This window comes from Dactylosporangium sp. CA-152071 (assembly GCF_050936335.1).
GTDB classification, from domain to species: domain Bacteria; phylum Actinomycetota; class Actinomycetes; order Mycobacteriales; family Micromonosporaceae; genus Dactylosporangium; species Dactylosporangium maewongense.
In genome coordinates this window covers 6,267,819-6,293,179 of sequence record NZ_JBNJMZ010000001.1, presented here as the reverse complement: position 1 = coordinate 6,293,179, position 25,361 = coordinate 6,267,819, and the positions used below count along the sequence as shown (strand labels likewise).

General features: G+C 71.5%; 28 protein-coding genes, 2 pseudogenes and 1 riboswitch. Of the genes and pseudogenes, 16 read left to right on the top strand and 14 right to left on the bottom strand.

Annotation, left to right across the window (positions count from 1 at the left end):
* Nucleotides 1-11: 11 nt before the first annotated feature.
* Nucleotides 12-596 (bottom strand): GNAT family N-acetyltransferase, encoded by a 585-nt coding sequence (locus ACQEVZ_RS28215; protein ID WP_433371874.1) that lies wholly within the window; start codon nucleotides 594-596, stop codon nucleotides 12-14.
* A gap of 304 nt (nucleotides 597-900) precedes the next feature.
* Here ACQEVZ_RS28215 and ACQEVZ_RS28210 point away from each other — a divergent pair.
* Both ACQEVZ_RS28210 and ACQEVZ_RS28205 read left to right on the top strand, forming a co-directional pair.
* Nucleotides 901-2,691, top strand: a pseudogene (locus ACQEVZ_RS28210) (family 43 glycosylhydrolase); the annotation flags it as partial.
* 36 nt (nucleotides 2,692-2,727) lie between these two features.
* Nucleotides 2,728-3,516: an alpha/beta fold hydrolase gene (locus ACQEVZ_RS28205; protein ID WP_433371871.1), complete on the top strand. Its 789-nt coding sequence runs from the start codon at nucleotides 2,728-2,730 to the stop codon at nucleotides 3,514-3,516.
* Here ACQEVZ_RS28205 and ACQEVZ_RS28200 read toward each other — a convergent pair.
* On the bottom strand, nucleotides 3,513-3,698 hold the full coding sequence (locus ACQEVZ_RS28200; RefSeq protein WP_344501158.1) for a DUF3073 domain-containing protein: 186 nt from the start codon (nucleotides 3,696-3,698) through the stop codon (nucleotides 3,513-3,515). The two genes, ACQEVZ_RS28205 and ACQEVZ_RS28200, sit on opposite strands and share 4 nt — an antisense overlap.
* 174 nt (nucleotides 3,699-3,872) lie before the next feature.
* On the bottom strand, nucleotides 3,873-4,598 hold the full coding sequence (locus ACQEVZ_RS28195; RefSeq protein ID WP_344501157.1) for an SDR family oxidoreductase: 726 nt from the start codon (nucleotides 4,596-4,598) through the stop codon (nucleotides 3,873-3,875).
* Nucleotides 4,599-4,676: 78 nt separating this feature from the next.
* Between ACQEVZ_RS28195 and ACQEVZ_RS28190 the strand changes: the two genes are divergently transcribed.
* Complete coding sequence (locus ACQEVZ_RS28190) at nucleotides 4,677-5,405, top strand: TetR/AcrR family transcriptional regulator (RefSeq protein WP_433371867.1); 729 nt, start codon at nucleotides 4,677-4,679, stop codon at nucleotides 5,403-5,405.
* 417 nt (nucleotides 5,406-5,822) lie between these two features.
* On the opposite strand, the gene ACQEVZ_RS28185 is transcribed toward ACQEVZ_RS28190, so the two are convergent.
* Nucleotides 5,823-6,002, bottom strand: a complete 180-nt coding sequence (locus ACQEVZ_RS28185) for a hypothetical protein (protein WP_433371864.1) — start codon at nucleotides 6,000-6,002, stop codon at nucleotides 5,823-5,825.
* A 44-nt stretch (nucleotides 6,003-6,046) separates the two neighbouring features.
* Here ACQEVZ_RS28185 and ACQEVZ_RS28180 point away from each other — a divergent pair, with 44 nt between their 5' ends.
* The 3 genes from ACQEVZ_RS28180 to ACQEVZ_RS28170 all read left to right on the top strand — a co-directional run bounded on the left by ACQEVZ_RS28180 (nucleotide 6,047) and on the right by ACQEVZ_RS28170 (nucleotide 9,339).
* Nucleotides 6,047-6,508, top strand: a complete 462-nt coding sequence (locus ACQEVZ_RS28180; protein WP_433371861.1) for a hypothetical protein — start codon at nucleotides 6,047-6,049, stop codon at nucleotides 6,506-6,508.
* Nucleotides 6,505-7,461, top strand: a complete 957-nt coding sequence (locus tag ACQEVZ_RS28175; RefSeq protein ID WP_433371858.1) for an L-threonylcarbamoyladenylate synthase — start codon at nucleotides 6,505-6,507, stop codon at nucleotides 7,459-7,461. Before ACQEVZ_RS28180 ends, ACQEVZ_RS28175 begins: the two co-directional genes overlap by 4 nt.
* 159 nt (nucleotides 7,462-7,620) lie before the next feature.
* Nucleotides 7,621-9,339, top strand: coding sequence for a BTAD domain-containing putative transcriptional regulator (locus ACQEVZ_RS28170; protein WP_433371855.1), 1,719 nt, complete (start codon nucleotides 7,621-7,623; stop codon nucleotides 9,337-9,339).
* 89 nt (nucleotides 9,340-9,428) lie between these two features.
* On the opposite strand, the gene ACQEVZ_RS28165 is transcribed toward ACQEVZ_RS28170, so the two are convergent.
* The 4 genes from ACQEVZ_RS28165 to ACQEVZ_RS28150 all read right to left on the bottom strand — a co-directional run bounded on the left by ACQEVZ_RS28165 (nucleotide 9,429) and on the right by ACQEVZ_RS28150 (nucleotide 14,128).
* Nucleotides 9,429-10,922, bottom strand: coding sequence for an amidohydrolase family protein (locus tag ACQEVZ_RS28165; protein ID WP_433371852.1), 1,494 nt, complete (start codon nucleotides 10,920-10,922; stop codon nucleotides 9,429-9,431).
* 167 nt (nucleotides 10,923-11,089) lie between these two features.
* Nucleotides 11,090-13,117 (bottom strand): glycosyl hydrolase family 28-related protein, encoded by a 2,028-nt coding sequence (locus ACQEVZ_RS28160; RefSeq protein ID WP_433371849.1) that lies wholly within the window; start codon nucleotides 13,115-13,117, stop codon nucleotides 11,090-11,092.
* 265 nt (nucleotides 13,118-13,382) lie between these two features.
* Nucleotides 13,383-13,793, bottom strand: a complete 411-nt coding sequence (locus ACQEVZ_RS28155; RefSeq protein ID WP_433371846.1) for a VOC family protein — start codon at nucleotides 13,791-13,793, stop codon at nucleotides 13,383-13,385.
* Between the two features lie 41 nt (nucleotides 13,794-13,834).
* Nucleotides 13,835-14,128 (bottom strand): hypothetical protein, encoded by a 294-nt coding sequence (locus tag ACQEVZ_RS28150; protein ID WP_433371843.1) that lies wholly within the window; start codon nucleotides 14,126-14,128, stop codon nucleotides 13,835-13,837.
* 132 nt (nucleotides 14,129-14,260) lie between these two features.
* Here ACQEVZ_RS28150 and ACQEVZ_RS28145 point away from each other — a divergent pair, with 132 nt between their 5' ends.
* From ACQEVZ_RS28145 to ACQEVZ_RS28115, 7 genes and pseudogenes are all read left to right on the top strand, one after another.
* Nucleotides 14,261-14,959, top strand: coding sequence for a ceramidase domain-containing protein (locus ACQEVZ_RS28145; RefSeq protein WP_433371840.1), 699 nt, complete (start codon nucleotides 14,261-14,263; stop codon nucleotides 14,957-14,959).
* Between the two features lie 153 nt (nucleotides 14,960-15,112).
* Nucleotides 15,113-15,535, top strand: coding sequence for a hypothetical protein (locus tag ACQEVZ_RS28140; RefSeq protein ID WP_433371837.1), 423 nt, complete (start codon nucleotides 15,113-15,115; stop codon nucleotides 15,533-15,535).
* Entirely contained in the window at nucleotides 15,532-15,720 is a 189-nt protein-coding gene (locus tag ACQEVZ_RS28135) for a type II toxin-antitoxin system Phd/YefM family antitoxin (protein WP_433371834.1), read from the top strand. Before ACQEVZ_RS28140 ends, ACQEVZ_RS28135 begins: the two co-directional genes overlap by 4 nt.
* Nucleotides 15,717-15,970, top strand: a pseudogene (locus ACQEVZ_RS28130) (Txe/YoeB family addiction module toxin). Before ACQEVZ_RS28135 ends, ACQEVZ_RS28130 begins: the two are co-directional and overlap by 4 nt.
* A 288-nt stretch (nucleotides 15,971-16,258) precedes the next feature.
* The gene (locus tag ACQEVZ_RS28125; protein ID WP_433371831.1) at nucleotides 16,259-16,786 is read left to right on the top strand and encodes a hypothetical protein; all 528 of its coding nucleotides are present in this window, start codon (nucleotides 16,259-16,261) and stop codon (nucleotides 16,784-16,786) included.
* Between the two features lie 475 nt (nucleotides 16,787-17,261).
* Complete coding sequence (locus ACQEVZ_RS28120) at nucleotides 17,262-18,023, top strand: RNA ligase family protein (RefSeq protein ID WP_433371828.1); 762 nt, start codon at nucleotides 17,262-17,264, stop codon at nucleotides 18,021-18,023.
* The gene (locus ACQEVZ_RS28115; RefSeq protein ID WP_433371825.1) at nucleotides 18,020-19,150 is read left to right on the top strand and encodes an AAA family ATPase; all 1,131 of its coding nucleotides are present in this window, start codon (nucleotides 18,020-18,022) and stop codon (nucleotides 19,148-19,150) included. The genes ACQEVZ_RS28120 and ACQEVZ_RS28115 overlap by 4 nt, the downstream gene beginning before the upstream one ends.
* On the opposite strand, the gene ACQEVZ_RS28110 is transcribed toward ACQEVZ_RS28115, so the two are convergent.
* From ACQEVZ_RS28110 to ACQEVZ_RS28100, 3 genes are all read right to left on the bottom strand, one after another.
* Complete coding sequence (locus tag ACQEVZ_RS28110) at nucleotides 19,140-19,874, bottom strand: hypothetical protein (protein WP_433371822.1); 735 nt, start codon at nucleotides 19,872-19,874, stop codon at nucleotides 19,140-19,142. The genes ACQEVZ_RS28115 and ACQEVZ_RS28110 overlap by 11 nt on opposite strands.
* Before the next feature lie 81 nt (nucleotides 19,875-19,955).
* Nucleotides 19,956-20,234, bottom strand: a complete 279-nt coding sequence (locus ACQEVZ_RS28105) for a hypothetical protein (protein ID WP_433371819.1) — start codon at nucleotides 20,232-20,234, stop codon at nucleotides 19,956-19,958.
* Nucleotides 20,235-20,263: 29 nt separating this feature from the next.
* Entirely contained in the window at nucleotides 20,264-20,545 is a 282-nt protein-coding gene (locus tag ACQEVZ_RS28100) for a hypothetical protein (RefSeq protein ID WP_344501097.1), read from the bottom strand.
* 145 nt (nucleotides 20,546-20,690) lie between these two features.
* Between ACQEVZ_RS28100 and ACQEVZ_RS28095 the strand changes: the two genes are divergently transcribed.
* The 3 genes from ACQEVZ_RS28095 to ACQEVZ_RS28085 are packed head-to-tail and all read left to right on the top strand — an operon-like array spanning nucleotide 20,691 to nucleotide 22,613.
* Nucleotides 20,691-21,734 carry an App1 family protein gene (locus tag ACQEVZ_RS28095; protein ID WP_433371815.1) on the top strand — a complete coding sequence of 348 codons (1,044 nt, stop codon included), beginning with the start codon at nucleotides 20,691-20,693 and terminating at the stop codon, nucleotides 21,732-21,734.
* A gap of 40 nt (nucleotides 21,735-21,774) precedes the next feature.
* Nucleotides 21,775-22,215: a MarR family winged helix-turn-helix transcriptional regulator gene (locus ACQEVZ_RS28090; protein ID WP_344501099.1), complete on the top strand. Its 441-nt coding sequence runs from the start codon at nucleotides 21,775-21,777 to the stop codon at nucleotides 22,213-22,215.
* The gene (locus ACQEVZ_RS28085; protein WP_344501100.1) at nucleotides 22,212-22,613 is read left to right on the top strand and encodes a hypothetical protein; all 402 of its coding nucleotides are present in this window, start codon (nucleotides 22,212-22,214) and stop codon (nucleotides 22,611-22,613) included. The genes ACQEVZ_RS28090 and ACQEVZ_RS28085 overlap by 4 nt, the downstream gene beginning before the upstream one ends.
* On the opposite strand, the gene ACQEVZ_RS28080 is transcribed toward ACQEVZ_RS28085, so the two are convergent.
* From ACQEVZ_RS28080 to ACQEVZ_RS28070, 3 genes are all read right to left on the bottom strand, one after another.
* A complete protein-coding gene (locus ACQEVZ_RS28080) occupies nucleotides 22,610-23,071 on the bottom strand; it encodes a VOC family protein (protein ID WP_433371810.1) in 462 nt (153 codons plus the stop codon). The two genes, ACQEVZ_RS28085 and ACQEVZ_RS28080, sit on opposite strands and share 4 nt — an antisense overlap.
* A 12-nt stretch (nucleotides 23,072-23,083) precedes the next feature.
* Nucleotides 23,084-24,043, bottom strand: coding sequence for an exopolyphosphatase (locus tag ACQEVZ_RS28075; protein WP_433371807.1), 960 nt, complete (start codon nucleotides 24,041-24,043; stop codon nucleotides 23,084-23,086).
* Nucleotides 24,044-24,125: 82 nt separating this feature from the next.
* Nucleotides 24,126-25,142 carry a coiled-coil domain-containing protein gene (locus tag ACQEVZ_RS28070; RefSeq protein ID WP_354889985.1) on the bottom strand — a complete coding sequence of 339 codons (1,017 nt, stop codon included), beginning with the start codon at nucleotides 25,140-25,142 and terminating at the stop codon, nucleotides 24,126-24,128.
* A 9-nt stretch (nucleotides 25,143-25,151) separates the two neighbouring features.
* Nucleotides 25,152-25,288, bottom strand: a riboswitch (cyclic di-AMP (ydaO/yuaA leader).
* Nucleotides 25,289-25,361 lie beyond the last annotated feature (73 nt).

Here is a 25,361-nt window from a genome sequence, read left to right as displayed (position 1 = left end):
GGCGGTCGCTCTCAGGCGGAGCCGGCGGCCGGCTGGCGGTCGTTGAGGATGCGCTGGAACAGCAGCGAGTCCCGCCAGGCGCCGTCGAGGAACAGGTAGTCGCGGGCCGCGCCGATCCGCTCGAAGCCGTTCCTGGCCAGGACCCGCTGCGACGCGAGGTTGTCCACGTTGGTGCTGGCCTCGATGCGGTGCAGGCCGAGGTGCTCGTCGGCGAGGCGGCAGACCGCGGCGACCGCCGCCGAGGTGAGCCCCTTGCCCTGTTCGGCCGCGTCGATCCAGTAGCCGAGGCTGGTGCTGCGGAACGGGCCGCGCACGATGCCGCTGAGCGTCACGCAGCCGAGGATCCGGCCGTCGCGGGCGATCGCGCAGCCGAGGGCCTCGCCGGCCAGGTTGCGCCCGACCTGCGTCTCGAGCCGGTCCCGCTGACCGTCGAGCGTCCAGAAGGAGTCGGGCTGCATCGGCGTCGCGCGCCGGAGATGCTCGCGGTTTCGCTCCTGTACGTCCAGCAGGGCCGCGGCGTCCGTCAGCTCGAGCGGGCGCAGCGTCGCGCCGCCGGGCAGCGGAACCGGCGCCGGCAGCGGCACAGCATCGACCATGGCGCCACCCTACAGCGCCCTCGTTCTGAGAATTTTTGTCAGAACACGTTGAGGTTTGTTGATTCAGGCGCTGGGATAGCCTTGACGTGATTGGTGGTTCTGTTCAATATTTACCGAACATGTGGGAACCGCCACGCCGTCCGCGCCCGCCAGCGCGTCACCGTCGGAGCCGCCACCGATGTTCACCGCAGCCAAACGCCTTGCCGCCCTGACCGCCGCCGCCCTGCTCGGCAGCGCGCTCGCGCCCGTCGCGGCCGCCGCCGCGATCCCCGACCACACGACCGCCGAGTCGGGCAACCCGATCGTCGACGGGTGGTACGCCGACCCTGACGTCGCGGTCTACAACAACACGTTCTGGGTGTACCCGACGACGTCGAAGTCGTACGGGGAGCAGACCTACCTCGACGCGTTCTCCTCCACCGACCTGGTCAACTGGACCAGGCACCCCAACGTGCTCACCAAGGCCAACGTGTCGTGGGCCACGCAGGCGATGTGGGCGCCCGCCCCGATCCAGCGCAACGGCAGGTACTACCTGTACTTCGGCGCCAACGACATCCAGAACAACTCGCAGCTCGGCGGGATCGGCGTCGCCGTGGCCGACAACCCGGCCGGGCCCTACCGGGACGCGATCGGCCGGCCGCTGATCGGGCAGTTCTACAACGGCGCGCAGCCGATCGACCAGGACGTGTTCATCGACGACGACGGCCAGGCGTACATCTACTACGGCGGCTGGGGCCACGCGAACGTCGCCAAGCTCAACGCCGACATGACCAGCCTCGGCACGTTCAGCGACGGCAGCACGTTCAAGGAGATCACGCCGTCGGGGTACACCGAGGGCCCGCAGATGTTCAAGCGCAACGGCAAGTACTACCTGATGTGGTCCGAGGGCGGCTGGACCGGCCCGGACTACTCGGTGTCCTACGCGATCGCGAACTCGCCGACCGGCCCGTTCACCAAGCTGGACAGGGTCCTCACCCAGGACGCCGCCGTCGCCCGCGGGTCCGGGCACAACTCGGTGATCAACGTGCCGGGCACCGACACCTGGTACATCCTCTACCACCGCCGGCCGCTCAGCGAGACCGACGGCAACCACCGGCAGCTCGCCTACGACCGGATGACGTTCAACGCCGACGGCACCATCCAGCGGGTCACCATGCGGGTGAAGGACAACTTCGCCGACGGCAACGCGCTGGGCTGGAAGACGTACGGCGGCGCGTTCTCGGTCTCCGGCGGCAGATATCAGGCCGGCAGCTCGCTCGGCGGCAAGGCGCAGCTGGACACCAACTTCGGCGACTTCTCCTACGACGCCGACGTGACCGTCACGTCCGGCGGCGGCGACGCGGGCCTGACGTTCCGGGTCAGCAACGCGGCCACCGGCGCCGACAGCTACAACGGCTACTACGCCGGCATCAGCCCCGCCGGACGGGTCGTGCTCGGCCGCGCCGCCAACAACTGGACCCAGCTGGGCACCGCGAACCTGACCGTCACCGCCGGCACCAGCTACCACCTGCGGGTCACCGCGATCGGGTCGTCGATCAAGGTGTACGTGGACGACATGACCAACCCGCGGATCAGCGTCACGGACGGCACGTTCGCGTCCGGCAGCGACGGGGTGCGGGTGTACAACGCGGCCGCGGCGTTCGACAACGTGGTGATCGGGGCGCCGGTCGGCGCCGGGGTCAACGTCGCGCAGGGCCGGCCCGCGACCGGCAGCACGCCGTGCGCGGCGTCGGAGGGGCCGGAGAAGGCCGTCAACGGCAGCGTCAGCGGCGGCAACTCCGACAAGTTCTGCTCGTCGGGCGCCGGCGCGTGGCTACAGGTCGACCTGGGCTCGACGCGTTCGCTGAGCCGCTTCGAGCTGGCGCACGCGCAGGCCGGCGGCGAGGCCGCGAGCATGAACACGAAGGCGTTCACGATCTCGGTGTCCAACGACGGCACCACCTGGACGCAGGTCGTGAACGTCACCGCCAACACCGCGGCGAACACCAGCCACCCCGTCAGCGGCGTCTCCGGCCGGTACGTGCGGCTCAACGTCGTGACGCCCACCCAGACGACCGAGGTCGCCACCCGGATCTACGAGCTGCGGGTCTTCTGAGCTTCCCGGGCGTCCATCGACGTCTAAGCTTCCCGGGTGTTCATCGACGTCGAAGACGGTCATCTCCACGCGCAGATCCGCGGCGAAGGCCCGGACGTGGTCCTGCTCAACGCCGGCGCCGCGGATCTGCGGATGTGGGACTCGACGGTCCCGTGGCTGGCCGGGTTCGCCCGGGTCATCACCTTCGACCACCGCGACATGGGCCTGTCGTCGCACGCCACGAGGCCCTACAGCGAGCTGGACGACCTCGCCGCCGTGCTCGACGCGTTCGCCGTGGATGCCGCGGTACTGGTCGGCGTGTCCGACGGGGCGCGCCGCGCGCTCGCCTTCGCCCACCGGTACCCGCAACGGGTGCGGCACGTGGTGGCGGCCGGCGGCGCGTTCGGCGACTTCCCCGACCCGAGCCCCGCGGAGTCCGCGGCGTACGCGGTCATGCGGGAGCACTTCGCCGGCATCATCGGTGAGGCCGACATCCATGCCTACGCCGCCCGCGACATCGGCGCGTGGGGCGCCGCCCTCGACGAGCCCGACCGGCGCCTGATGGTCGGGCTGCAGGTCGCGAACACCTACTGGATCCGGCTGCCGGAGTCGCTCGGCACCGAGCTCGACCCGCCGGTGAAGCACCGCCTCCACGAGATCACCACGCCGGTCAGCGTGGTCGTGGGCGGCCACGACTTCGCCGCCACCCAGCTGTGGGCCGAGCGGATCGCGTCGCGGACGCCCGGGGCGACCCTCACGGTCATCCCCCGGGCGGACCACTTCCCGATGCTGTCGGCCCCCGACCCCTTCCGGCGGATCGTCGCCGCCGCGGTGGGCGGCCGCTAGCGCGACGTGCGGTCGTCGCGGTCCGGGGTGTAGTAGTAGTCGCCCTGATCGGCGTCGTCGTGCTCCGGGGTGGGTGCACCGGCGAGCTCGTGCTGGAGGGCGGTGAGGTCGGTCGGCGGGGTGAAGTACTTCAGCTCCCGGGCGATCCGCGTCTGCTTGGCCTTGGCCCGTCCACGTCCCATGTCGGCTCCCCGTTTCCCGCGCTCCGGGAGGCGGTGGCAGTGCCGCGCCCGGGCGTCGTGACAACTTGAATTCGTCCTCGTGCCCGACACGGTACATCCCCGTCGCAGGTGTCGTCTGCCGGCGATGAGACAAGAGTCCGACGACACTGCGTGTTTACGGGTGCCGCCGCGTGGTCAGGCGGCCCCGCCGTTGACGTAGATCGTCTGGCCGTTGACCCAGCGGGCGGGTCCTGCCAGGGAAGACACGACCTCGGCGATGTCTTCGGGGGTGCCGAGGCGCTCCATCGGGTTCATCTTCGCCATGCGCTCGACCGTGGCGTCGTCCTTGCCGTCGAGGAACAGGTCGGTGGCGGTCGGCCCGGGCGCGACGGCGTTGACGGTGACGTCGCGGCCGCGCAGCTCCTTGGCGAGGATCGGGCTGATCGCCTCGACGGCGGCCTTGCTCGCGGCGTACGCGGCGTAGGTCGGCAGCGACAGCCGCGTGATCGACGTCGAGAAGTTGATGATCGCGCCGCCGCGGCGCACCCTGCGGGCGGCCTCCCGGCCGACGACGAACGTGCCGCGGATGTTGGTGCGGTGCACGCGGTCCAGGTCGTCGAGGTCGAGCTCGGCCAGCGGCGCCAGGACCATGATCCCGGCCGCGTTGACGACCACGTCGACGCCGCCGAGCTGCCGCTCCGCCGTGTCGAACAGGGCGGCGACGGCGCTCTCGTCGGCGACGTCCGCCTGTACTGCCAGCGCCCGCCCACCCTTGTCGGTGATCTCGGTGACGACGCTGTCCGCGGCGGCGGGCGCGTGCCCGTAGGCGACGACGACGGCCTGCCCGTCCTGCGCCAGCCGCAGCGCGACGGCCCGCCCGATCCCGCGCGACCCTCCGGTGACGACGGCAACCCTGTCCATGACGACCTCCTTGTTATCGTTGCTAACAACTTCACGTTAGCATTCACTCGATAACATGCAAGTGTTAGCGTTGTTACCGTGACCACTACCCGCGAAAAGATCGTCGAAGCCGCCGCGGCCCTGCTGAACGAGGGTGGCCGCGAGGCGATCTCGACGCGCGCGGTCAGCGCCGCCGCCGGCGTGCAGGCCCCGACCATCTACCGGCTCTTCGGCGACAAGCAGGGCCTGCTGGACACCGTCGCGAGCCACGGTTTTGTGTCGTACCTGGGTGGCAAGATGGGGCTGCCGGAGACGGGGGATCCTGTGGAGGATCTGCGGAGGGGGTGGGATCTGCACGTCGCGTTCGGACTGGAGCACCCCGCCGTCTATACGCTGATCTACGGCGAGCCCCGGCCCGGCGTCGAGTCGCCCGCGGCGCGCGCGGCGGCCGAGGTGCTGGCGGGGCAGGTGAAGCGGATCGCGGCGGCCGGCCGGCTGCGGGTGAGCGAGGAGCGGGCCGCGCACCTGATCCACGCGGCGGGATGCGGCATGACGCTGACGCTGATCGCGCTGCCACCGGAGGCCCGCGACCCCGCACTGTCGGTCCTCGCCCGCGAGTCGATCATCGCGGCCGTCACAAGCGAGCGAGCGGCCGACGACGGCGGCGATGCCAGCCCGGCGGGCGCCGCGGGGGCGCTACGGGCAGCGCTGCCGGGGGTCACGGCCCTGACCGGCGCCGAGCGTGCCCTGCTCGACGAGTGGCTGACCCGCCTCGCCGACTCAGGCCACAGCGCGGACGCCCGCCCCGGCGACCACGCGACCGCCTGACCCGAAGCACAGCGCGGACACCCGACCAGGGGCACAACGCGGACACCCGACCCGCAGGCAACACGGCAGCCTGACCAGAGACGCAACGTGGACGCCCAACTCGCGGGCCACGCGACCGCCTGACCCGAGGCCACACGGACGGACGCCCCAGAGCCACACGGCAGCCAGCCTCACAGCTGGACGGATGCCTGACCTGAGGCCGCACGGCAGCCGACCCGCGGCTCAGCGCCTGCCCGACTCGTGGGCCACGCGAGTGCCCGACCCGAGGCCACACGAGCACCCAGCCCCGGACCGCGGAGGCCATGCGCACGGCCGCCCCAGAGCCGCACGGCAGCCGATCTGAGACGACCAGGCCACCCAGGCCACCCAGGCCACCGTGTCGACGTTCGTCCCAGCACGACAGGTGACCGGGGGCGGCTAGCCGAGGGTGGCGCAGACGGCGTCGAGGACGGCGGTCTTGAGGTCGGGCTCGGGGACGTCGGTGAGCATGGCCGTGCAGTCGCTGAGGCCGCCGACCGCGACGATCGCCCGGGTCCGGTGGGCGAGGGTCGGGTCGGGGCAGGGCCGAAGAGCAGGGTGGTGAGGCGACGGCCGCACGTGCTCATCTCCGGCGCGACGTCTGCGCCGGCCTCGGCTGGGAGGTGCCGCGCCTGCTGGAGCACCTGGACGCCGCCGACGACTTCTACCTCGACTCGATCAGCCAGATCCGGCTGCCGTCCTGGTCCCGGGGGCGGATCACCCTCGCGGGCGACGCGGGCTACGGGCCCGGCCCCGCGGTCGGCGGCGGCAGCAGCCTCGCGATCGTCGGCTCGTATGTCCTCGCCTCCGAGCTGGCGGCGGCCGGCGACGACCATGCGCCGGGGTTCGCGGCGTACGAGCGGGCCATGGCCGGCGCGGTCGCGGCCAGCCGCACGATCGGCCCCTCGGTCCTCGGCACCCTGATCCCGCGCAGCGAGCTGCAGGTCTGGACGACGGCCCAGGCGCTGCGCGTGCTGCCGCGGCTGCCCGGCTTCGTGCAGCGCAAGCTCACCTCGTTCGGGGGCGGGCCGGCGGCGATGCTCAACGGGGTGCGGCTGCGCGACCCTCTAGTGTTGCGGGCATGAACCGGGTGGTCGCCGCCGACGCGGCCGGGCTGCGCCGCGCCGCCGAGCTGCTGCGGCAGGAGTCCGTCTGCGCGTTCCCGACCGAGACGGTCTACGGGCTCGGCGCGCACGCGTTCTCCGCCCGGGCCGTCGCCGAGGTGTACCGGTTGAAGCACCGCCCCTCGTGGAACCCGCTCATCGTGCACGTCGCGACGACCGCGGAGGCCGAGGCGCTCGCGCACGAGTGGCCTCCGGCGGCGCGCCTGCTCGCCGAGCGGTTCTGGCCCGGGCCGCTCAGCCTCGTCGTGGAGCGCGCGCACCACCTGCCGGCGAACGGCGGGCCGCCGACCATCGCGATCCGGGTCCCGGCCCACCCGGTCGCGCTGGCCCTGCTGCGCGAGTGCGGGCTGCCCCTGGCGGCGCCGAGCGCGAACCGGTCCGAGAGCATCTCGCCGACGACCGCGGAGCACGTGATCCGCAGCCTGCCGGACGTGCCGCTGGTCCTGGACGGCGGCGCGTGCCGGCTCGGCATCGAGTCCACCGTCGTCGACGTGACCGTGTCGCCGCCGCGGCTGCTGCGTCCGGGCGCGCTGAGCCTGCGGGCGATCCGCGACGTGGTCGGCGCGCTGCAACTGCCGGGCTCCGCCGAGGCCGCTCCGGAGGTACGGTCGCCGGGCCTCGCGCATCGCCACTACGCGCCGCGGGCCCGGCTCCGGCTCGTCGACGACCCCGCCGCGCTGGCGGAAGGGTCCGACCCGGGGACCGTCGGCATCCTCACGCACCTGCCGGCGGCCGCCGAGGGGGCGCACGTCGAGCTGCTGTCCGCGGACCCGCTCGAGTACGGCGCCGACCTGTACGCCGCCCTGCACCGCCTCGACGACGCCGGCGTGGCGACGATCCTGGCCCAGCACCCGCCCCACGGCGACGACTGGCTGGCGATCCGCGACCGACTGACCCGGGCGTCCGCCCAGTAGGTCCGAGCGGGACGGCGACCCCCCGTCTGAGTCGCCGGCCCGTCCCGACCGCCGAAATGCTGCCGGTTCCCACTGCCGTGCCGCTGCCGGTATGCTGCCGTCCGACCGTCTGCGGCACTGACCAGCAGCTTTCTGCCGGACCACAGCACGAGGGATTGGATGGACGGCGGATTCCGCTTCGAGATCCTCGGCCCGCTGCGGGCCTGGGCCGGCGAGCGACCGGTCAACCTCGGCCCCGCCAAGCAGCGCGCCGTCCTCGGCGTCCTGCTCCTGCAGCCCGGCCGTCCCGTGCCACCCGCTCAGATCATCGACGCCGTCTGGCCGCACGACCTCCCTGACAACGCGCTTCCGGAGAACGCGACCAACGTCCTGCAGAAGTACGTCGCCGCGCTGCGCCGCCTGCTGGAGCCGGACCGGTCGCCGCGGACCCCGTCGCGCCTGCTGACCCTCGACGAGGGCGGCTACCGGCTGGCGATCGAGCCGGCCGCCGTCGACGTGACCGAGTTCGAGGCGCACGTCGACGCGGCCACCGCCGCGCACGCCGCCGGCCGCGACGACGACGCCGCCGACGGCTTCCGGGCCGGGCTGCGGCTGTGGAAGGGCGAGCCGTTCGCGGGTCTCGGCGGGCCGGCGTTCGAGGCGGTGCGGGTGCGGCTCGGCGAGCGGCGCGTGTCGGCGTCCGAGGCGCTCGCGGAGATCCGGCTGCGCCGCGGCGAGCACCGGGAGCTCGTCGCCGACCTGACCGCCCTCGTCGAGGAGTTCCCCCTGCACGAGCGGCTCCGCCAGCTGCTCATGCTGTCGCTGTACCGCAGCGGCCGCCCCACGGACGCGCTGCAGACCTTCCGGGAGCTGCGGTCACGGCTGGACGACCAGCACGGCATCGAGCCCGGCGAGCCGCTGCAGGACCTCCAGCGGCGCATCCTGCGCTCCGACCCCACCCTGGCGCTGCCGTCGTCGCCGGTACCGCCGACGCACACCGCACCGTCGTCGTCCTCCGCCGCGCCGATCTCCGCGGCGTCGTGGGAGCCGGTCAGCCCGGCGCCGGTGGAGTCCTCCGTCAGCCCCGCACCGTTCCTGGCCGCACCCGGGCCCCCGCCCCCTCCGCCGGTGCTGTTCCCGATGCCGATGCTGGTGGCGGCGCCGGTGGGGATGCGGCGCTGGCCACCCTTCGCCGTCGGGGTCGACCCGTACTTCGGCCACGAGTTCAACCGGCAGCCGTGGATCACCTGGATCGAGACGCTGGTCGGCATCGTCCTCAGCGCCTGCACGCTGTCCACGTTCGCCTGGGTGCCGTTCCTGTACCACGGTGCCCGCCGGCGCAGCCGTCCGCTGCTCGCCGTCGCCCTCGGGTACCTCGCCGTGGCGGTGACGTACTGGACCGTCGAGATCATCTACCTCGAGGACGACCTGTCGCAGCCACCGCTGGCGGAGGCGGTCGCGATGCTGTCGCTCTTCAGCGTCTCGCTCGGCGCGCCCGTCCACGTCCTGCTGATCAACGAGCACCTGCGGCACCTGTGGCGGCGCCGCCGCAGCGGCCCGCTCGAGCGGCGCGAGCGCGCCCGGCAGCTGCTGGTCACCAGCCCGGTGGCCCGGTTCGCGCTCGCGATCGGCCGGCCCGACCTGCCCCGCCGGCACAACGACGGCGGCCTCATCGACGTCAACGCCGTGCCCGACCACGTGCTGCTCGACATCAGGGGCATGCGCCCGGCCGTGGCGCACCGGGTCATCGCGGACCGCGCCGCCCGCGGCCCGTTCGTGTCGATGCTGGACCTGGCGCTGCGCTGCGGCGTGAGCCCCGACGACACCGCCGCGTACAACGACCGCCTGCTCTTCCTGCCGCCGCCCGTCGTTCCCCGCCCGCCGGTCCTGCACGGCTAGCCCCGGCACCGCGCCGGCGCCCGCGACCGCCCGCCGGTCGCGCACGCGAAGGCCCGCACGCAAGGGCAAGCACGCGGCAGGCACCACGGTCAGCACCGGCACCCGGCCACCGCCACGCCCGGCGGCACGGTCCGGGCCGCCGCGGCCACCGCCTCCAGCATCGCGTCGCGCCGCTCCGGCGTGATCAGCTCGCCCCGGACGACGACGGCGTGGATCCGCCGGGTGTTGCGGATGTCGGCGAGCGGGTCGGCGTCCAGCACCACCAGGTCGGCCGCCGCCCCCTGCCGCACTGTGCCGGAGCCGAGCCCGAGGAACCGCGCCGGGTCGCGGGTCGCCGCCTGCAGCGCGCGCATCGGCGGCAGGCCGGCCCGGACCAGCAGCTCCAGCTCGTCGTGCAGGCTGAACCCGGGGTACACGTAGGACGTGCCGGTGTCGGTCCCGGCCAGCACCGGCACGCCCGCGCGGTGCAGCGCGCCGACGAACCGGACCCGGTGCCCGAAGAGCTCCTCGTGCTCGGCGGCCTCCTGCGGGGTGCGCCCGTCGAGGTAGATCTCCTGCATCGCGAAGTCCCACCCGGCGCGGACCTCCGCGGGGATGTACCGCAGGCGCGGGTCGTCGGCGTCGACGGTGCCCGGCAGGTCCAGGACGCGGTGCATGACGAGCGTCGGCGTCTGGTGGCTGTCGTTGCCGCGCAGCCGCCGGAAGACGCGGGCGGCCCGCAGCGGGTCGAACGTCCGGGCCGCGGTGACCTCGAGCGGGTGGACCCGGTGCAGCCAGCCGTTGTAGTCGCCGGCCTCGACCACCAGCCGGGACAGGGCGCGGCGGATCTCGTCCTCGTGGCCGGAGGTGGCGTACCAGGTGGTGAAGACGTGCTCGAAGCTGCGCTGCCCCAGGTCGCTCGCGGCGGTCACCAGCACGGCGTCGGGGCAGTGCCCGGCGAACTCCAGCCCGAGCCGGTGCGCCTCCTGCGCGATCGCGGTGAACGATTCCGCGGACAGCCGGCTGTACACCTTGACGAAGTCGGCCCCGTCGGCGGCGACCTGCCGGACCGCCGCCCGGGCCTGCGCCGCGTCGGCGACCTCGACGTAGGGCGCGCCGAGCCCCGTCCACAGCGACGGCGACCCGTCGATGAGCGGGCTGGCGATCACCGACCGTGGGCCGAGGAGCGTTCCCTCGGCGACCCGCCGCCGCCACTCGTGCAGCGTCGGGTAGCCCGACATCTCCCGCACGGTGGTGACGCCGTTGACGAGGTAGAGCGGCGGGTCGACCGTGTCGATGCCGCTGCTGTGCACGTGCGCGTCGGTGAGGCCCGGGATGACGAACCGGCGGCGGCCGTCGACGACCGCGGCGTCGCCGGGGATCCGGACGCTCCGTGCCGGCCCGAGCGCGGCGATCCGGTCGCCGCGGGCGAGGACGGTCATGTCGTGGCGGGGCGGCGCGCCGGTCGCGTCGATGACGGTGCAGCCGACGATCGCGACGGCGCCCCGGGTGGCGGCAGCGGCGGTACCGGTACCGGTGACGAGGCCGGCACCGAGGCCGACGCCGGTCCCGAGCACCGCCCGGCGGGAGACGTTGAAATCCATGCCGATAACTCTTCGCCGTGCCGCGCCGCGGGTCAGTGGCGCCAGCGCGCCGGTCGGAGGTGGGGAAAACCCCACCTCCGGCACACGGGAAGAACAAGGAAGGGCGGGCGCCCCCGAAGCGCCCGCCCTTCCCGGCTTCACCGGCTTACCGGTTCACCGTTGTGCTGTTACCACGGCTGAGGCGCCGGGGGCACGACGACCGGCGGGCGGTCGTCGCAGGTGATGGTGTTCGGCAGCTCCCACGACGCGAGCCACGGGCCCGTGGTGCCGCCGCCGTCGTTGCCGCCCTTGTCGACGACCGAGAACTCGGAGCCGGCCGGGGTGAAGTGGAACGTGCCGCAGTTGTTGATGCCGACGGCGCCGACGTTGCGGGCGTCCACGTTCTCGAACGAGGCGGAGCCGGCGACCCGGGCGCTGAGCACCGAGGTGCCCGTGCCGTCGACCCGGATGTCCTTGAACTTCACGCCGTTGATGGAGTAGAGGTCCTTCACCGGCCAGTCCGAGACCATCATGATCGCGTTGTAGGTGTTGTCGAGGAAGTGGTCCCCGGTGACCTGGATGTCGGCGTCGATGCTCTTGTCGAGCGCCATGAACCAGATGGCGCCGAGGCCGATGTTCCAGTTCAGCTCGTACGTGCCGGCGCGGACCGTCGTGTTGTCGGTGACCTTCACGTAGCCGGTGAACGCCTCCGCGCCGAAGCGGGAGCCGATGTGGATCGCGCTGCCCTCACGGATCGGGTCCGCGACGAGGTTGTTGGACACCGTGGTGTCCTTGCCGCCGTAGATCGCGATGCCGTTGGCGAGGACCGGGGTCTGCACCGTGTTGTGGTCGAACGTGTTGCCCGCGTTCGCCGTCTTCTCCGACCACATGGCCAGGCCGTCGTCGCCGGAGTTGCGGACGAAGTTGTTGGACACGCTGGAGTTGGTGACGCCGGTGTGGAAGTTGAGGCCGTCCGCGATCTGGTCGACGATCACGTTGTTGGTGATCTTCGTGTTGGACATCGGGCCGTCGAACCACAGGCCGACCTTGGTGTGCTGGATGTACAGGCCGTCGATCGTCGAGTCGCTCATCGCGCCGCCGATGCCGTTGACCTGGTCGGTGTCGATGCGCTCGCGCACGTCACCGATGATCGAGAAGCCGGACAGGTGGACGTTCTTGCTGCCGCCGTCCTGGGCATACTTGCCGTAGAACCCGACACCCGTGTGGATCGAGTTGTCCGGCGCAGGCGTGCTCAGGGCGACCTCTTTGCCCTTGATGATGGTGTACCAGTTGCCTGCGCCCTCGATCGTGACGTCGTCGACGAGGATGTGGCGGTTCACCTGGTACGTGCCCGGCGGGATGTAGACCTTCAGGTGCGTCTTCTTGGCGAACGCGATGGCCTTGTCGATCGCGTCGGCCGAGTCACGCCGGCCTGACGGGTCCGCGCCGAACAGCAGCACGTTCGCCGCGATGATGCTGATCTTCGGGGCACCGACGAGCTCGGAGTCGAGCAGGTCGATGACCGTCCACGCGGCGCTGTTCTTCGGCGCGGTCAGCCGCACCGTGTCGCCGGCCTTGTACGTCTTGCCCAGCAGCAGCCGCTGCTCGTCGTAGAAGTGGTTCGGCCGGAACGGGGTGGTGATCGTCGGCGCGGGCGTGGTGGCGGCCGGCACGCAGGCGCACTCGGTGATCCACCAGTCGGGGTGCAGCAGGCCCGCGTTCGGGTCGTTCGAGAACGGGTACTGGTTGTACAGCCACGAGTACTGCGACGTGAGCGTCATCGTGGTCTTCTTGCCGCCGTTGACCGTCACGTCCAGCGGCGAGGTGATGCCGCCGCCGTTGGGCGCGTCGGGGATGCTGTAGCGCACGTTGATCGCGTTGGCGCTCTTCGGCAGCGTGAACTCGACGTACTGGCCGGGGAGCAGCTTCACCGCGCTGCGGCCCGACGCCTCGGCGGGCAGCGTGTAGGCCGTGCGGTCCGGCCCGATGACGGTGCCGTTCGTCTTGGCCTTCTCGGCCTCCTGCTCGACGAACGCGACGCTGGCGCCGCGGCCCGCGCTCAACGCCGGGTCGATGGCGGCGCGGGTCACCGCCGGTGCGGCTCCGGGGTTTCCGGCGACGGCCGGGCCGGCACCGGTGACCACGACACCGACGCCGACCGCCGCGGCTGTCGCCGCGGCGGCCCAGCGCGGTAAGGGTCCAATGCTGCGTGACATCGACGACTCGATTCTCTCGGGAGGAGGGCGGACGCCCGAGACGCTCTACGGCGGGGCGGCGCCATGAGGATGAGGGTGAGGTGACATTAGGACCCTCATCCCGCACTCCACAAGGTCCTGCGAAATATTTACGCAACGTTGCAGCCAGATCTGTCGTCGCCTTGTCGGTTCTTTGCAGCAAACTGATGCGATGTTTGCGGTACACGGGCATGCAAAAGCGGCGGAATCCGGCACCCGGATCCCGCCGCTCGGTTTGTCCGCGGCCCTACGCCTGCGTGCCGATGTCGACCATCCACGGGATGCCGAACTGGTCGACGCAGGCGCCGAACTCGTCGCCCCACATCTGCTTCTCCAGCGGGACGCTCACCTTCCCGCTCGCGGACAGCTTCTCCCAGTACCCACGCAGCTCCGCGGCATCGTCACCGCTGAGGCTGACCGTGATGTGGTCACCTGGGTTGTGCGCCATCTCCGGCGGCGTGTCGGACCCCATGATCGTGTAGCCGCTCGCGGTCTCCAGCTGCCCGTGCATGATCTGGTCCGCGATCGGCCCGGCCTCGGGGTTGAACTCGCCGAACGTGTTGAGCCGCAGCGTCCCGCCGAAGACGCTCTGGTAGAACTCCATCGCCTGGCGGGCGTTGCCACGGAAACTCAGGTACGGATTGAGCCGAGAGGTCATCACAAACTCCCTTGGTCGCGATGGACGCCGTCGACCCGACCCTAGGCCCCCGCCACCCCCACCGGCCCCGATTCACTCTTTCCCCCACGGCCGGTTCGTCTTTCCCACGGCTTGCACGTCGCCAGCACCGCCGACACGACCAGCACCGCCGACAGCGGCACGAACATGACGCCCCCGACGAAGCCCATCGCCGGATACGCCACGTCCTTGTCCACGACCCCGCTCAGCCCCGCGACCCCGAGCGCCAGCAGCACCACGTCACTGCCCAGCCACCCCACCGCCGTGACGACACGCAGCGTCTGCACAGCCTTCCGCCACCACGGCGTGAACCTCATCCCCCCACCCTGCCGCACGCCGCGCCACCGGTCGTCGACCCAGCGCGGTAACCCCGCCTACTCCCACCGTCGTACACGAAGGTTCGTCCGGCGGGCACCTCGTGGTGACGCGGACCGGCGAGACTCGGTCGCGTGTACGTCGACTCGTACTGCGAACGGACGGCGCCGGGCCTGTGGAACGAGCCGCTGAACGCCGCCAGCAACGCCGCGTTCCTGGTCGCCGCGCTGCTGCTGTTCCTGGTGCTGCGGCGGGCCGGCGCGGCGCCGCGCGGCGTCAGGGTGCTGCCGGGACTGATCGCGCTGGTGGGCGTGTGCAGCTGGATCTTCCACATGGCGGCGACGGCCCCGACGGCGGCGCTGGACAGCCTGTCGATCCTGGTGTTCATCCTGGTCACGGTGACCGTCCTGGTCCACCGGCGGTGGGGTGTGCGCTGGGCCCTCGCCTGGCTCGCCGCACCCGCGTTCGTGCTCTTCGCCGCCGCCGTCACCTGGGCGCTGTCCGCCGGCGCCGGCACGACGCTCGGCGGATACCCGCCGGCGCTGCTCGCGCTCATCGGCTTCGGCGTCGCGGCCCACGGCGCCGCCGGGCGGGCCCTGCTCGCGGCCGCCGGCGTGTTCGCGGTCTCGCTGACGCTCCGCACCGTCGACGGCCCGCTGTGCGGCGCGATCCCGACCGGTACCCACTTCCTGTGGCACTGCCTGAACGCCGTTGTCCTGTTCCTGGCCGGCTACGCGACGCTGCTGAGCGTGCCGGGCACCGGCCGGAAGGCGGTGGCGGCCGGTGCGGGGGTCCGGTCCGACACGAACGGGTGCGAATCCGCAGCATCGTGAATGGCTCGGCCTTCCAGGCGGTGCGGTCACACGCCGGCGGCGTCGCGTGGGTCGGCCACCGGGCTCTACGTCGCCGACACCGACGCGATCCGGGTCTTCGACCTGGACAACGTCTGGCGCACCAGGGCCGACTCGACGCGCAAGAAGATCGGGATGCACGACGGCAAGGCGTACGCGGCGGACTACCGCTACGCGATCCCGCAGATCGGCTACTACACGCCGCAGGTGAAGCCGCCCGAGCGGCCGCTGCGCATCTCGTCGATCAGCCTCGACCGCAGCAGCTCACCGAACTCGCTGATCACCGGCGAATACAAGAAGGACCGCGGCGGGGTCAACTCCCCGAAGCCGGCCAACGCCCGGATCGTGCGCTGGGACCTCGACGGGGACGGCAAAGCTGACCAGATCCAGCGCGGCGTACGTGACGTCACGGGCCAACATGAACGGCGCGATCACGTTCGGCGACGCACCCGGATTCGTGCTGAGCACCAGCGAGTACGGCCGCAGGCCCGGGTGGCTGCACCGCGCCACCGTCGGGACCTCGAACCGGCACACCAAGGTCCTGCTCGGAGGTCGTGATCACCCGCTCCGGCCATGAGTCCGCGGTGGTCATCTCGCTGCGTGAGTGCGAGTCGCTGAAGGAGACGGCGTACCTGATGGCGAGCCCGGCCAACGCCCATCGCTTGAACGAGGCGATCGAGGAGCTCCGCGGCGGCGGCGAGGTGCACGACCTGCTCGACCCGGACGAGGCGCCGGCGGCGTGAAGGTGCAGTTCGCCGGCCGCAGCTGGGACGACTACCTGAGCTGGCAGCAGGACCGCAGATGCTCCGGCGGGTGAACGCGTTGATCGAGGACATCCGCCGCAACGGTCATGAGGGCATCGGCAGGCCCGAGCAGCTGCGCGACAACTGGTCGGGCTTCTGTTCGCGGCGCATCGACCATGAGCACCGCCTGGTGTACCGGATCGCCGACGACACGGTTCAGATCGCGCAGTGCCGCTACCACTACGAATGACCGGCCACCCGCCGCGGCAGCAGTCTCCAGAGGGAGCGGGGGTGAGAATCCCCCGCCCGCGGCTTGTCGCGGAGCATCACGGTGGGCCGCCAGGGACTCGAACCCTGAACCTACGGAGTCGCGGAGTGCGGTTTCGTTAAGCTGGATTCGTTGCTACACAACGGTTCCCGCTTCTCTGTGGTCCAGCTCCGGTGGGGTGCGTTGCTGTACTTTTGCTGCTGTACTTCCTGAGGGCATGCGACCTCTCAGGGTAATGCCGCGGCGGTGCACGCAAGCGCAGACCGTGCGGTGAAGCGCATCGACGCAACGAACGGGGATCTCATGGGAGTTGACCACTACTGGAGAAGGACGTCAGCGGAAGCAACCAGTGGCTACAGCCCCGAAAAGCTCCGTGACCTGGTCCCATCCGTGCACAGCGACCTGTTCGGCAGCGAACAGCGTCAGGGGGTCGTGGCCTGCGCCGAGGACACCGGCGACTTGATGAAGGCTCTGATCCGCTTCGGGGCGACCGACGCATCCCAGGCTCCGGCCGTGGAGCTGTTCAGACGTCTACCACGGGACTGGGACGAGGACTGGCTGGTTGGCATCATGCCCCCGGATGCCGTGCGTCAGGTGGCGGCATTTTTCGCTGAGGCCCCACTTGACCGCTGGGCTGAGGAACATCGTGCCGCGCTTGAAGCCGAGCTGGTGGAGCTGGGATGGGGAGGGGGGACCGTTCTGCTGCGGGACATGCTCAGAGATGCGCAGGCAGTCACGGAGGTCTTTCGCGCCGCCGCCGCTGGCGGTGAAGCGGTCATCGTCAAGATTGACGCATAGCGTCAGGCCAGCGCCGACCTAAGCCCCGCCGGAACCCAGAGGCCCCCGGCTGGAGGCCCGCCGGAGGCATATGAGCGTCACTCCAGATGGGGATGGCAGGGAGCGTAGAGACCGGTGTCTGGCGGGAGCCACGTGCAATGCGCCCGATGGACCCGAGTCATCGTCTGGCCGGGCTCCGACGAGCCGCGAGCCGACTGCTGTCTTTCAAGAGCGCGTCGTCCGGCCCGGACGTGGCGTCCCGGCCGGACGGGCCTATGGCGCCGACACTTGGGCCGGGCGCCGCTTGCACGCCGAGCCGGGCGACGCGCAGCAAGCGTGTCGAATGCGGCCGTGACGAACAGGTAGGCCCGGCGATGGGTCTTGAGGGGGTGCGGGTGGAGCGCAGTCCCCCGCTGGGGAGCGCGGCGGAGCCGTGCGCGGGGCACAGCGCAAAAACTGGTGTCGGGGGTTTGGGGCGGTCGGCTACAACGGTCAGGTGCTGCGCAAGTATCCGAGAACGCCTCACCTGCAGGGGTCCCGTCTGCAGCCGGGCGACCATGACCTGGCCCAGGTGCCGTTCGCGGAGCTGGTGGGGCGGGAGCTCGTCGTGGAGGAGAAGCTCGACGGGGCGAACTGTGCGGTCAGCTTCGACGCCGGTGGGGAGATGCTGCTGCAGTCCCGCGGCCACTACCTCACCGGAGGGCCGCGGGAGAAGCAGTTCGGGCCGTTGAAGGCGTGGGCCGCCACCGTCCGGTTCCTGCTGCGGCCGGTCCTGACCGACCGGTACGTCATGTACGGCGAGTGGCTCTACGCCAAGCACACCGTCTTCTACGACGCGCTGCCGCACCACTTCTGCGAGTTCGACGTGTTCGACCGGGAGACGGAGACGTTCCTGTCGACCGTGCGGCGCCGTGAGCTGCTCGAAGGGCTGCCCGTCAGCTCCGTGCCCGTGCTGCGCACCGGCCGCTTCGGCAAGCTCGCCGAGCTGACCGCGCTCGTCGGGCCCTCGACCTGCCGCACGCCGGGGTGGCGTGACGCGCTGCGCGAGGCCGCGGTCGCCGGCGGCGCCGACCCCGACCAGGTCGTCAAGGAGACCGACATGTCCGAGGACATGGAGGGGTTGTACCTGAAGCTGGAGTCCGCCGACGCGGTGCTCGGCCGGTACAAGTGGGTGCGGCCCAGCTTCCACACCGCGATCCTCGACTCCGGCAGCCATTGGCAGGACCGGCCGATCGTCGCCAACCGGGTCGGCGCGTGAACGGCTTCGAACGGCTGTGCCCGGACGGTCCCGAGTGGACGGTGCCGTGGGACGCGGTCCGTGCCGAGTTCGACTGGGTCCGGCGGATGGACGGTGTGCCGCAGGACGCCGTGCACCACGCGGAGGGTGACGTCGCCACCCACACGCGGCTGGCGTGCGAGGCCCTCGCTGCGCTGCCGGCGTGGCAGGAGCGCCCGCGGGACGAGCGGGTCCGGCTCTTCGCCGCGGTCCTGCTGCACGACGCGGCGAAGCCGTTCTGCACCCAGGTCGAGGAGGACGGGCGGATCACCGCCCACGGCCACTCGCGGCGCGGCGACCTCATCGCGCGGCGGGTGCTGTGGGAGGCGGGCGTGCCGATCGCCTGGCGGGAGCACGTCGCCGCGCTGATCCGCCACCACCAGGTGCCGTTCTGGGCTCTGGAGCGGCCGCGCGGCGAGCTCGACCGGATCGTCCACCGGGTCAGCCTGCTGGCCCGCAACGACGACCTGGGGCTGCTGGCCACCGCCGACATCCTCGGCCGCGTCTGCGCCGACCAGGCCGGGATGCTCGACAACGTCGGGCTCTTCCTCCAGTACACCGGCGACGACGACTGCCTGGACAAGCCCCGGCGCTTCCCGTCGGACCACGCCCGCTTCACCTACTTCCGCAATCCGCTGCGGGAGGCGGACTACGCGGCCTACGACGACACCAGGGTCACCGTCACCGTCATGTCGGGGCTGCCCGGCTCCGGCAAGGACCACTGGATCGCGGCGAACCGCCCGGGCGTGGCCGTCGTCAGCCTCGACGGCTGGCGCGAGCGGCTCGGCGTCCAGCCCACCGGCGACCAGGGCCCGGTGATCGCCGCCGCGACCGACCAGGCCAAGGTGCTGCTGCGGGCGGGCACGCCGTTCGTCTGGAACGCCACCAACCTCACCCGCCAGCTGCGCGCCCGCTGCATCGGGCTGGTCGCCGACTACGGCGGCCGGGTCGAGATCGTCAGCGTCGAGGCGCCGCCCGACGTGATGCGCCGCCGCAACCGGGCCCGCCCGCGTCCGGTGCCGGACGGCGTGATCGACCGGATGGTGGGGCGCTGGGAACTGCCCGACCCCACCGAGGCGCACCGGGTCGACTGGGTGCTCAACGCCTGATGTTGGACGCCGAGGTGATGCGCTGGCGCTGCATCGCGAGGGCCTGCAGGGCGGAGGAGCGCACCAGCAGCAGCGGGTTGAGCGGCTCGTTGGCCGCGATGGGCTGGGCGTGGGGGCGGTTCCCCACCGACCAGCCGTCGTGCAGGTCGTACTCGACGGAGAAGGTGCGGTCGCGGGCCTTCGAGTAGTCCAGCAGGATGCCGGGGCCGAGCGCCCGGGTCGCGACCTCGCCGGCCATGTGCGGGATCGGCGAGAAGAAGAACGCGACCTTCGGGATCGGCTGGAACAGGTCCACGTCGATCAGGTCGAAGATGCCGACGGGCTGGTACATGCCGTGCGTGTCATGGATGCACAGGCCGGCGCCGAGCTCCATCCGCCCGGTGTTGTCGATCTCCATGTGGCCGGCCGGCCCGCCCGGCGTCACGATGCCGGCGCCGTCGTTGCCGGAGACCGTCAGGACGCTGCCCAGCGGCGCCGGGTAGTTGTGCGTCGGCACGATCTTCGTGCTCGGCGCCATGCCCTGGTGGCGCGCCGTGAACATGGAGTAGGTCTCCTGCCACGTCAGTTCGAGGTGGCGTTCGAGGTAGTGGACCGAGAGCCAGATCGTGGGGACGCCGCTCGCCGAGGTGGCGACCGCGTGGAGGCCGAAGAGCGCGAAGTGGTGGTCGCGCAGCTGATCGATCGTGGCCTCGTTCATGTCGATCGTGAGTTTGTGCTGCTCCACGGCAGTCCTCCAAGGTCCGGCGGCGGTTGGTCCTCAGTGTGGAGCTGCTGCGTTGCACAATCGGGGCAATTCGCGAAATAGCTACGCGTTTCGCGCGGCGGTGATGACGACTCGGGCGGCCTGCTCCAGCTCGGCCCGATCGGGCGCGAAGGCGTCGGCGATGTCCGGGTGAAGGCTCGATCTCGCGACCTCCAGCAACCGGGCGGCGACCTCGTCGGCGGACTCGCCGTGGTAGTCCTGCTCGACGATCTCGGCGGCGCGCTGCAACGCCGAGCTCAGCTGGGCTTCGAGAGGCTCCTGCAGCTTCTGTGCCGCCGGGCTGAGCTGAGCGTCGTCCAGAGAGACGTGTAGTTCCTGCATGCCCGCGCGTTACCCATGTCGCTCGATTTTCACGCGCTGCGCGTCAGCAGCGGCATCGACCTGGGTGCGTTGCGCCGGACGGGGTAGGTCGAGCGGACCATCGCCAGCGCCCACGCCATCCGCGCGACGGCGGTGTCCGGGTGGTCGCCGAACTCGCCCGCGACCTGCGCCGCGCAGCCCTGGATGCCGACCCGCCGCAGCGTGGTCGCCACCGCGGTGCGGATCTCGTCCCGCCTTGGTGCCTGGGAGCACTGCAGGTTGGAAACGAACAGTGCCTCGGCTCGTACCGCCTCGAATGTCGTGGTTGCCATCTCGACCCCTTGAAGGTGTGTTCCTGATAACACCAACGCTAGAAGCGAACAGGGGGTTCAGGCTCCCGGATTTATGCCACGGTCGCGGAATTGTCACCCTACGTGTGCTGGTGCGGCGGGGTGGGCGCTGTGACAGGGTGATCCAGTGTCGTTGACCCCATCAGGTCCGGTCCGCCTGCACCGCGCCGCGCGCATCGAGGACGCCTTCCACGACGTGCTGGAGCGGCGGCTCCGGCTGCGCGGGTGGAAGGTCGCCGTCACCCCGTACACCGGCTACGGCGCCCCCGGCTGGGTCCGCGTCCTCGGCCGGGTCCTGCTGGCCCGCCTGGACCCGAAGCCCGGCAGGCGCCTCAAGAAGCTGCGTGGCTGGCGCTCGTTCACCGCCGTCTCCGTGGCCAACGCGCCCGTGCGGATCACGGCCGGGGGGCGCACCTGCGAGGTCCGCTGCGACCGTGGCGGCTTCATCGACACCGTCATCGAGGCCGACCTGGCCCCGGGCTGGGCGACGGTCACGCTGGAGAGCGAGGACAGCGCCCCGGTCGAGGCGCCGGTGAGGATCATCGACCCCTCCGTCCGCTTCGGCATCGTGTCCGACGTCGACGACACCGTCATGGTCACGACGCTGCCCCGCCCGCTGCTCGCCGCGTGGAACACGTTCGTCCTCGACGAGCACGCCCGGGCCTCCGTGCCGGGGATGGCCGTCCTGTACGAGCGGCTGGTCAACGCCAACCCCGGCGCTCCGGTCTTCTACCTCTCCACCGGCGCCTGGAACGTGGCGGCGACGCTCACCCGGTTCCTGTCCCGGCACCTGTACCCGGCGGGCCCGCTCCTGCTGACCGACTGGGGCCCGCAGCCCGACCGGTTCTTCCGCAGCGGCCAGGCGCACAAGCGGGCGTCGCTGGCCCGGCTCGCCTCGGAGTTCCCCGACATCCGGTGGCTGCTCGTCGGCGACGACGGCCAGCACGACCCCGAGATCTACGCGGAGTTCGTCGCCGAGCACCCCGACAGCGTCGCGGCCGTCGCGATCCGGCACCTCTCGCCGACCCAGGCCGTCCTCGCCGGCGGCTTCCCGACCCCGGTCGGCAGCACCCGCCGCCTGCCCTCCTCCGCGGACGCCGCCCAGCGCTGGCTGCGCGCCCCCGACGGCGCCGGCCTGTGGCGCCTGCTGCGCGACACGGAGCTGCTGTAGTTAGTAGCCATGGCTACTATTGCCATGTACAGTTTCTGGCATGAGTCCTACACCCGGGTTCCTGGTCTGGCGGCTGTCCATGAAGTGGAAGGTCGCCGTGGACCGGGCGCTGGCGCCGCTGGGGCTCACGCACGCGCAGTATTCGCTGCTGGCCACCCTGTATGGCCTGCAGCACGACCCGCGCAGCGCCGAGCTGCCCAGCCAGCGGCGGCTCGCCGACCACACCGGCCTCGAGGCGCTGTACGTCTCGAAGCTCGCCCGGACCCTGGAGTCGGCCGGCCTGCTCGACCGGCTCCCCGACCCCGCGGACACGCGCGCCGTGCAGCTGCGGCTCACCGACCGCGGCCGCTCGGTCAGCGCCGAGGCCGTCGGCATCGTCCGTGAGCTCATGGCGGAGCTGCTCGCGCCGCTGCCCGCCGATCGCCAGGCCGCGTTCGTCGCGGACCTGCAAGCCCTCCTTCTGGAAAGAGGTCCGTCATGACCACCCTCAACGGGCGCATCCTCGGCCAGGCCGAGCGCGCCACCCGCGCCGTCCTCGACCGCCTGCTCGCCCGCTCCGGCACCACGTTCGAGCAGTGGGTCGCCGTCAACCTCACCGCCGCCGGCCCGCTGACCCGCGACGAACTGCTCGCGCAGATGTCGGCCGGCCTCCGAACCGACCCCGCCGGCCACGTCGACGCGGCGTTCGCGGCCGGCCTGCTGACCGGCGACGTCGCCCTCACCGACCTGGGCCGTTCGCGGTACGAGGAGATCAGCGCCGGGATCAATGCCATCACCGGGCAGATTTATGGTGATTTATCGCCAGAAGACCTCGACACGGCCGGCCGGGTCCTGCTGCAGGTCACCGCCCGCGCGAACGCCGCACTCGCGGCGGCCTAGAACTCCGGCATGACCATCCACAGGTGGCCGTCGGGGTCGGCGAAGGTCCCGGCGTAGCCCCACGGCTGGTCGGCGGGCTCGGTGACGACCCGCCCGCCGGCGGCCCGGGCACGCTCGATCACGGCTCGCACGTCCTCGCGCCCGGGCACCGGCCGGTGCAGCACGCACTCGCTGGTGCCGGCCGGCGCGACGGCGTGCTCGCCGATCGCCCAGGCGAAGCCGTCGGCGGGCACCAGCATCAGGGCGACGCCGTCCGCGAGTTCGAACCGCAGCGGCTCCGGCAGCCCGTCCCCGCTCGGCTGGCCGTCCCCGCCTGGCTGGCCGTCCCCGCCTAGCTGGCCGTCCCCGCCTAGCTGGCCGTCCCCGCCTGGCTGGATCGGCCCGGTTTCGAGGACGGCGCGGTAGAAGTCGTGGGAGGCCACGCGGTCGGCGACCGGCAGCGCGATGGTGAAGGTCATGCAAGGTGTACGTCAGGACGCGCCGGAACTCATCGCCGCGGCGCGCGGGGCGCCGACCTTCGCGATGATGTCGGCCAGGACCTGCTCGGACTCGTCGTGCGGGACCTGACAGGTGCCGGCCGCGAGGTGGCCGCCGCCGCCGTACTGCAGCATCACCGAGCCGATGTCGGTCGGTGACGTGCGGTCGAGGATCGACTTGCCCACCGCGAAGACGGTGTTGAGCTTCTGCTTGCCCCAGATCACGTGGATGGAGACCCGGGCCTCGGGGAACAGCGCGTACACCATGAACCGGTTGCCGGCGTAGATCACCTCCTCGTCCCGGAGGTCCACGACGACCACGTCGCCCTCCAGGTGGCTCACCCGCCGCAGCTGGTCGACGAAGAGCTCCTGCTGCTCGCGGAACAGCTCCGCGCGCTCCGCCACGTCCGGCAGCGCCAGGATCTCCTCGACGTCCTGGTGGTCGATGCACGCGTCGATGAGCTGCATCATCAGCTGGTAGTTGGAGATCCGGAACTGCCGGAACCGGCCCAGTCCCGTGCGGCTGTCCATGAGGAAGTTCATCAGCGTCCAGCCGACCGGCTGCAGGATGTCGGTGATGTCGTACTGGGCGGAGTCCGCCTTGTCGACCGCCTCCATCAGCTCGTCGGACACGTTCGGGAACCGCGCGGCGCCGCCGAAGTGGTCGTAGATGACGCGGGCCGCCGACGGGGCCTCCGCGTCGATGATGTGGTTGCTCCGGTCGTCCTCGCCCGCGTTGCGCAGGGTCTCCGAGTGGTGGTGGTCGAAGACGAGGTGGGCGCCGGGCGCGTAGGGCAGGTTCGTCAGGATGTCGTCGGGTCCGATGTCGACCGTGCCGTCCTGGACGTCTTTGGGGTGCACGAACGTGATGTCGCCGATGAGGTCCAGGTGACGCAGCAGGACGGCGCACACCAGGCCGTCGAAGTCGCTGCGCGTCACGAGTCGGTGCTTCACTTCGGATCCCCTCACCCTGCGTCGGCCGGTCGACAGTTGCCCTATCGGCCGGCCGTACGCAGACGTGAGGTCTTGGCGGTGCTTACAGGAGCGAGAGGTGCACGTGGTTGGTGTGGTCGCTGGAGGGGTCCCCGCCCACGCCGCTGTAGTGGTGCCAGCCGACCGCGGGTGTCCACACCTGTTTGAACCAGATGACGTACATGACGCCGAGCCGGTCCGCGTTCTTCACGAAGTACGTCGCCAGGTTGGCCCCGTAGACCTTGTCCTCACCGGCGGCGACGCCACCGAAGCCCGACTTGGCCTGCACCGAGAAGTCGCACGCGCGGCCCTTCGGGTGCTCGTACGGCCCGCTCGGCCGGTAGCAGGACACGAACCGCTTGAAGCCCGCCGCCTGTGCCTGCTGCATCGCGTGCAGCGTGCGCATCGTGATGCAGCCGCTGGTGGTCGGGTCGTTCTGCTTGCACGACTCCGAGGACCAGCCGCCGCTGGCGTTGCGCGGCGACGGCTGCGCGAGCGGCAGGTTGGCCGACACGAAGCCGTTGCTCGGCCCGCCCGCCTGGGCCAGGCCCTTCTCGGCTTCCTTCTTCTTCGCGGCCATGACGGCGACCTGCTCCTGCTGGAGCTTGACCTCGCCCTCGAGCGCCGTCTTCTGCGCCGCCTGGTCCCGCTTCAGCTGGTTGAGCTCGCGCAGCAGGTTGTCGTTGTGGTGGGCGATCTCGTCGATCGAGCCGGCCCGCTCCGCGAAGCCGGTGGGGCTCCCTGAGTCCATCAGCGCCACGAACGTGGTGAGCGGCCCCGTCCGGTACGCGGCGACGGCGATCGCCGACACCTGCTCGGTGACCCTGGCGAGGTTGGCCTCGGTCTGGGCGAGCTTGGCGGTCAGGTCCGCCTGGTTCTTCACCGAGGCGTCGTACTTGTCCTTGGCCTCGATCCACGCGCGCGTGCTCTCGTCGAGGACCTGGGCGAGGGACGCGTTGGATCCCTCGTCGCCCGTGTCGTCTCCCGGCTCGGCGGCGGCCGGAGTGGCGGCCATCCCAAAAAGGACGGCGGCCGTCATCAGGACGGCGATGATCCGCCGACCGGGATGTCGTGATGACATCTGGCTCGTTGTTCCTTCCGTCGGCCGCCGACCGGGTTAGCTGACGGGTTCGGGACGGAACGACCCCTACCGCGGTTGCCCGCGGATTCACCCCACTGTGCGGTTGGGTCCCCGATTCGCCGGTGTCGAGCCGGCGATTGGGCGGCAGTCGCGCCCGGCGCCGCGGGGGGCGGCGCCATGTCGGACGGGACCGACGGCCAGCCTACCCAGGGCGATCAG